The sequence below is a fragment of the Corynebacterium sp. genome, from assembly GCF_012838985.1.
Lineage (GTDB): Bacteria > Actinomycetota > Actinomycetes > Mycobacteriales > Mycobacteriaceae > Corynebacterium.
Genome location: NZ_DUOE01000073.1, coordinates 1 through 6,187, shown reverse-complemented (window position 1 = coordinate 6,187; position 6,187 = coordinate 1). Strand labels below are relative to the sequence as shown.

The window sequence follows — 6,187 nt, the reverse complement described above, 5'->3', positions numbered from 1 at the left end:
TAATGGTGATACCGCGCTCCTTCTCCTGCTCCATCCAGTCAGTGGTGGCGCCACCGTCGTGGGTCTCGCCGACCTTACGGTTGATACCGGTGTAGAAGAGAATGCGCTCGGTGGTGGTGGTCTTACCAGCATCGATGTGGGCCATGATGCCGATGTTGCGGACCTTGTTCAGATCCTTAAGCACTTCTTGTGCCACAGTCTTACCCCAACTTGTAGATCTTGGACGCCCGTGCGTTGTACGCCTGGGACGCCGTCGGTGGATAGTTCTTGTTCAATACTGCCATTGATTGGCCGTGCTGGCACCCGTCAGTGACGAAATTCGCCGACATCCGAGTCTACGGCAATCAGTGGTCAAGCTCAGTGGGTGCGCCTTTCGACCCACCCGGAAAGACACCTGTGGCCCAACAACGAGTCGCCTCAGACCCGCCCCGGCCGGCCGACCGCAATGAAGATGCGGAGGGACGGTGAGGGGCGGAGGAATGCGACAGGGTGCTGGGCCATCGTGGTGCGAATCCCTGTACTACCAGCGGTAGTGGGCGAAGGCGCGGTTGGCCTCAGCCATCTTGTGGACGTCCTCGCGGCGCTTCACGGAAGCACCGAGACCGTTGGACGCATCCAGGATCTCGTTGGCGAGACGGTCAACCATCGAGTTCTCACGACGCTGACGGGTGAAGGTGACGAGCCAACGCAGAGCCAGGGTGTTGGAGCGGCCCGGGCGGACCTCAACCGGAACCTGGTAGGTGGCGCCACCCACGCGGCGGGAGCGGACCTCGAGGTCCGGGCGGATGTTGCCCAGAGCCTTCTCAAGGGTGCCGACCGGGTCGGTGCCGGTCTTCTCGCGGCAGGCCTCGAGGGCACCGTAGACGATGCGCTCAGCGGTGGACTTCTTGCCGTCGATGAGGACCTTGTTGACCAGCTGGGTCACGATCTCGGAGTTGTAGACCGGATCCTTGACGACGGGACGAACGACTGCACGGTTCTTACGCATTGTTTACTGTCCCTTCTTGGCGCCGTAGCGGGAGCGGGCCTGCTTGCGGTCCTTGACACCCTGGGTGTCGAGGGTGCCGCGGACGATCTTGTAACGGACACCCGGGAGGTCCTTCACACGACCGCCGCGGACGAGCACCATGGAGTGCTCCTGGAGGTTGTGGCCCTCGCCCGGAATGTAGGCGGAGACCTCGATACCGGTGGTCAGGCGCACACGGGCGACCTTACGCAGAGCGGAGTTCGGCTTCTTCGGGGTGGTGGTGTACACGCGGGTGCACACGCCGCGACGCTGCGGGGAACCCTTCAGGGCAGCGGAGTTGATCTTCGCTGCCTTGGAGTGGCGACCCTTGCGGATCAGCTGCTGAATAGTGGGCATAACCGTCTTTCTGTGTTGATCGGCTTATCCGGCCGGATGAGCCGACCGAGAGACTTCGGATGTTTCTTCGCCTGACACCCGCACACCTGGTGCGGGGCCGGATTCATCCGGTCTCGCTTTTAAACGTGCGTAACCCAGTCAGCCGCTCTCGCTGGCCTACCGGGAGGAAAATCAGGCTCCCACCATGGAGACGTGGGACTCCCGTGCACGTTACAGGAATCCCTCCTCCATCCCCAAATCCCCCTCTCCTACGGGGCGGCCCCACCGCCGGAGAATCGCCCGGACAGGCAGCTCCGCCCAGCAATCACCCGAACGGGGGTCGCCATTCCGGGGCCGCACCCACCCCACATGTTGTGGGCACCCGCCGGGGACAACCAGCGACGGAACACCACATATTGCGGTTACCCCACCCAACCCCCACCACACCATGTGGCTATGAAACTCATTGGCGAGAGTTACAACGAGGTAATTCCAACTTATGGTGGATGCCATGACTCCCTTCACGCGTTCCTCCATCTCCCCCTCCAGCACCATCAACGAGTACCTCGACCGCAGTGACTGGCGCGTCAACGCCAACGCGAACCAGGACTACTCCCTGGGCGGGATGATCCTCAACACCTCGGGGAAGGTGGTCGCCAACTACTGGCTCGACGAGGTCTTCCACCCGGACGCCGGCCGCGCCCACCGCGAGGGCGACATCCACATCCACGACCTCGACATGCTCTCCGGCTACTGCGCCGGCTGGTCCCTGCGTCAGCTCCTGGCCGAAGGGTTCGGAGGGGTGCCGGGCACCATCTCCTCCGCTCCGCCGCAGCACCTGTCCTCGGCGTGCGGGCAGATCGTCAACTTCCTGGGCACCCTGCAGAACGAGTGGGCCGGGGCGCAGGCCTTCTCCTCCTTCGACACCTACCTCGCGCCGTTCGTCCGCCTCGACTCCCTCACCTACGAGCAGGTCGAGCAGACCCTCCAGGAGTTCGTCTTCAACCTCAACGTCCCCTCCCGGTGGGGCACGCAGACGCCGTTCACCAACCTCACCTTCGACTGGGTCTGCCCCGCCGACCTGCGCGACCAGTACCCCTTCATCGGCGGCGAACCCATCGACTTCACCTACGGGGAGCTGCAGGAGGAGATGGACCTCATCAACCGGGCCTTCATCGCCGTGATGGGGGCCGGTGACGCGGACGGCCGCCCCTTCACCTTCCCCATCCCCACCTACAACATCACCGCGGACTTCGACTGGGACTCCCCCAACGCCCGTGCACTCTTCGACATGACCGCCCGCTACGGTCTGCCCTACTTCCAGAACTTCCTCACCTCCGACCTCGACCCCGGCATGGTCCGCTCCATGTGCTGCCGCCTGCAGCTCGACCTGCGCGAACTGCTCAAGCGCGGCAACGGCCTGTTCGGATCCGCCGAACTGACCGGCTCCATCGGGGTGGTCACCCTCAACTGCGCCCGCCTCGGCCACATCCACGCCGGCGATGAGCAGGCGCTCCTCGACGCCACCACCCACCTCGTCCACCTCGCCGTCGACACGCTGGAGAGGCGACGGGCGTTCGTCGGGAAGCAGCTCGAGGCCGGCCTGTACCCCTACACCGCCCGGTGGCTGCCCAGCCTGGACAACCACTTCTCCACCATCGGCGTCAACGGCTGCAACGAGATGGTCCGCAACTTCACCGGCGACGCCTACGACATCACCGACCCACAGGGCCACGCCCTCACCGCGCGGCTGCTCGACCACCTCAACGCCCTGCTCGTGGAGGCGCAGGAGAAGACCGGCCACCTCCACAACCTGGAGGCCACCCCCGCCGAGGGCGCCACCTACCGCCTCGCCCGCGCCGACCGCGCACGCTTCCCCGGCATCCTGCAGGCCGGCACGGACGAGGAGCCCTACTACACCAACTCCTCGCAGCTGCCGGTCACGCACACCCCGGATCCCTTCGCCGCGCTGGCCGCCCAGGAGGATCTGCAGGCGAAGTACACGGGCGGCACGGTGCTGCACCTCTACATGGGCGCCGCCCTGGAGTCCGGGGAGGCGTGCGCCACCCTGCTGCGCCGGGCCCTGTCCACCTTCCGGCTGCCCTACCTCACCATCACCCCGACGTTCTCCGTCTGCCCCACCCACGGCTACCTCTCAGGTGAGCACCCGGCGTGCCCCGACTGCGGGGAGCCCACCGAGCTGTGGACCCGCGTCATGGGCTATTTCCGCCCGGTGAGCAGCTTCAACACCGGCAAGAAGGGGGAGTTCCGTGAGCGCGTCTACTTCGACCCGACCCGTGCCTGACCTGCCCGTCGCCGGGGTGATCCCCTTCTCCGCGACCGACTGGCCGGGGCTCCTCACGGCCACCGTCTTCACGCAGGGCTGCCCGCTGTCCTGCCGCTACTGCCACAACCCGACGCTGCAGGCGTTCCGCGGTGGGGAGGTGTCCTTCCCCGGGGTGCTGGAGTTCCTCGACACCCGCCGGGGACTCCTCGACGGCCTGGTCATCTCCGGGGGCGAACCCACCGTCCACCGCGGGCTGGGGGCGGCGGTGGCCGCGACCCGTGCCCGGGGCTTCCCCGTGGGCCTGCACACCAGCGGATACTCCCCCACCCGGCTGGCGGCCCTGCTCGCCGAGCCCACCACGCGCCCCGACTGGATAGGCCTGGACGTCAAGGGGCTGCCGGCCTCCACTCCCGGCGTCGTCGGCTGCACGCCCGCCACCGCCCGGCGGATGTGGGAGTCCCTCGACGTGGTGACCGCCGCCGGAGTCGAGGTCCAGGTGCGCACCACCGTGTGGCCGGGCTCCCTCCTCGAACGACAGCTGCCGGAACTGCGGGCGCGGGTCCGCGATGCCGGACATGAGCTGGTCGTGCAGTACGCCCGCGGCGTCGACGCCGACGGCCACCACCGGGTCGCCTGACCCCCGTGTCTCAACCTGTCGAACGTGTTTTTCCGCGCCTTCCCTGACCTGCACGTATACAGATGTGCCGTGCACAGATTCGACAGGTTGAGACACGCGTCCCCCGCCGGTGCCCCGTACCATCAGGGCATGAGCAACGATCCGTCCCGCCTCCGCGCCAGCGACGAGGACCGCAGCCGTGCAGCAGAGGCCCTGAGCCACGCCTTCGCCCAGGGGAAGCTCGACTACGCGGAATTCGATGAACGCACCTCCACGGTCTGGGCCACGAAGTACCGCGACGAGCTGCTTCTCCCCCTGGCTGACCTGTACCCGGATCCGGCCCGGGTCCTCGACCAGCAGCTGCCCGCCGTGCGGCCCGATCACACGCCGACGCCTCCCCCGCAGGCCCAGGCGATGTCGCTGCAGCAGGTCACCGGTGAACCCGGCGGGGACTCCTTCAGTGTCGCCGTGATGGGCGGCTCCGAACGCGCCGGTGGCTGGTTGTGCGCCCCCACGCACACCTCCCTGGCCCTCATGGGCGGCACCGTCCTGGACCTGCGGCACGCCCGCCTCAGCGCCCGTGAGACGGTCATCCACGCTGTCGCCGTGATGGGCGGGATCGAGATCACCGTCCCGGAGGACGTCCGGATCATCTGCGACGGAGTCGGTATCATGGGCGGTTTCGGGGTCAGCGACGACAAGAGCGTCACCCTCGCACGGGAGGACATCCCGCTGGATGCGCCGGTGATCCGCCTGCGGGGCCTGGCGCTCATGGGCGGGGTGGAGGTCACCCGCAAGGCCCGCGGCGTGCGCTGACCCGGGATCGTCCGCAGGCAGCACGAAGGCCCCGGGGAGTGAATCCTCGGGGCCTTCGTGGGTCATCCGGTGGAACTACATCTGGAAGTCCTCGTCCAGCGGGACGGAGGCGCCGGTGAACTCGGCGTAGCCGTCGTCACCGTAGATGGAGTCGCCGTAGGTCGGGATCGAGTAGGCCGCGTTGCGGGCCGCCTCGGTCGGCTTGACCTGGATGTTGCGGTAGCGCGAGATACCGGTACCGGCCGGGATCAGCTTACCGATGATCACGTTCTCCTTGAGGCCGATGAGCTGGTCGGAGCGCTTGTTGATCGCGGCGTCGGTCAGGACACGGGTGGTCTCCTGGAACGATGCGGCGGACAGCCAGGACTCCGTGGCCAGCGAGGCCTTGGTGATACCCATGATCTGGTCGCGCAGCTCCGCCGGCTGGCCGCCCTCGGCGCGGATCGCCGCGTTGATGCGGCGGGCCTCGGTGAGGTCGACCAGGGTGCCCGGCAGGAAGTCCGTGGAACCGGCGTCGATGACGGTGCCGCGGCGCAGCATCTGGCGGATGATGATCTCGATGTGCTTGTCGTGGATGGCCACACCCTGGGTACGGTACACGGCCTGCACTTCGTCGATGAGGTGCTTCTCGACGCCACGACGACGCAGGACGCGGAGCACGTCATGCGGGTCAGCGGGGCCGCGGAGCAGACGGTCACCGAGCTCGACGTGGTCACCGTCGCGCAGGGTGCGCTCGATGAACACCGACGGGTTGTTGTCCATCGGGACCTTGACCTGGGCGAGACCCTGTCGCTTGGACAGCTTCTCGTAGATCTTCTCCTCGGAACCGTCGTCGGAGGTGAGGATGAGCTTGTAGAAGTTGCCGTCATCCTCGAGGGCGACGGTGCCCGAGAACTCCGCGATCGGGGAGGCGTTCTTCGGCACGCGGGCCTCGAACAGCTCCTGGACACGCGGCAGACCGCCGGTGATGTCGCCACCGACACCACCCTGGTGGAAGGTACGCATGGTCAGCTGGGTACCGGGCTCACCGATCGACTGGGCGGCGACGATGCCGACGGCCTCGCCGATGTCGACCAGCTGGCCGGAGGCCATGGACTTGCCGTAGCACTTCGCGCAGACACCGGTC

6 protein-coding genes and 1 pseudogene are annotated in these 6,187 nt (G+C 67.1%); 3 read left to right on the top strand and 4 right to left on the bottom strand.

Annotation, left to right across the window (positions count from 1 at the left end; translation table 11 throughout):
• The 3 genes from GXZ33_RS04380 to rpsL form a co-directional block, all read right to left on the bottom strand.
• A partial coding sequence (locus tag GXZ33_RS04380) for a GTP-binding protein (RefSeq protein ID WP_291339667.1) occupies positions 1-196 on the bottom strand: 196 nt, incomplete at its 3' end.
• Between the two features lie 324 nt (positions 197-520).
• The gene (gene rpsG, locus GXZ33_RS04375; RefSeq protein WP_291339666.1) at positions 521-988 is read right to left on the bottom strand and encodes a 30S ribosomal protein S7; all 468 of its coding nucleotides are present in this window, start codon (positions 986-988) and stop codon (positions 521-523) included.
• A 3-nt stretch (positions 989-991) separates the two neighbouring features.
• Positions 992-1,363 carry a 30S ribosomal protein S12 gene (rpsL, locus tag GXZ33_RS04370; RefSeq protein WP_040084824.1) on the bottom strand — a complete coding sequence of 124 codons (372 nt, stop codon included), beginning with the start codon at positions 1,361-1,363 and terminating at the stop codon, positions 992-994.
• A 490-nt stretch (positions 1,364-1,853) separates the two neighbouring features.
• Between rpsL and GXZ33_RS04365 the strand changes: the two genes are divergently transcribed.
• The 3 genes from GXZ33_RS04365 (at position 1,854) to GXZ33_RS04355 (ending at position 5,061) form a co-directional block, all read left to right on the top strand.
• The gene (locus tag GXZ33_RS04365; protein WP_291339665.1) at positions 1,854-3,647 is read left to right on the top strand and encodes a ribonucleoside triphosphate reductase; all 1,794 of its coding nucleotides are present in this window, start codon (positions 1,854-1,856) and stop codon (positions 3,645-3,647) included.
• A complete protein-coding gene (locus tag GXZ33_RS04360; RefSeq protein WP_174520277.1) occupies positions 3,613-4,266 on the top strand; it encodes an anaerobic ribonucleoside-triphosphate reductase activating protein in 654 nt (217 codons plus the stop codon). The genes GXZ33_RS04365 and GXZ33_RS04360 overlap by 35 nt, the downstream gene beginning before the upstream one ends.
• 129 nt (positions 4,267-4,395) lie before the next feature.
• Positions 4,396-5,061 carry a DUF1707 domain-containing protein gene (locus GXZ33_RS04355; RefSeq protein ID WP_291339664.1) on the top strand — a complete coding sequence of 222 codons (666 nt, stop codon included), beginning with the start codon at positions 4,396-4,398 and terminating at the stop codon, positions 5,059-5,061.
• Between the two features lie 75 nt (positions 5,062-5,136).
• Here GXZ33_RS04355 and GXZ33_RS04350 read toward each other — a convergent pair.
• A pseudogene (locus GXZ33_RS04350) lies at positions 5,137-6,187 on the bottom strand (DNA-directed RNA polymerase subunit beta'); the annotation flags it as partial.

Excerpts from the sequence above, each read along its gene's own strand:
- rpsG (WP_291339666.1), bottom strand. The coding sequence starts at position 988 with ATGCGTAAGAACCGTGCAGTCGTTCGTCCCGTCGTCAAGGATCCGGTC.
- rpsL (WP_040084824.1), bottom strand. The coding sequence starts at position 1,363 with ATGCCCACTATTCAGCAGCTGATCCGCAAGGGTCGCCACTCCAAGGCA.
- GXZ33_RS04365 (WP_291339665.1), top strand. The coding sequence starts at position 1,854 with ATGACTCCCTTCACGCGTTCCTCCATCTCCCCCTCCAGCACCATCAAC.
- GXZ33_RS04355 (WP_291339664.1), top strand. The coding sequence starts at position 4,396 with ATGAGCAACGATCCGTCCCGCCTCCGCGCCAGCGACGAGGACCGCAGC.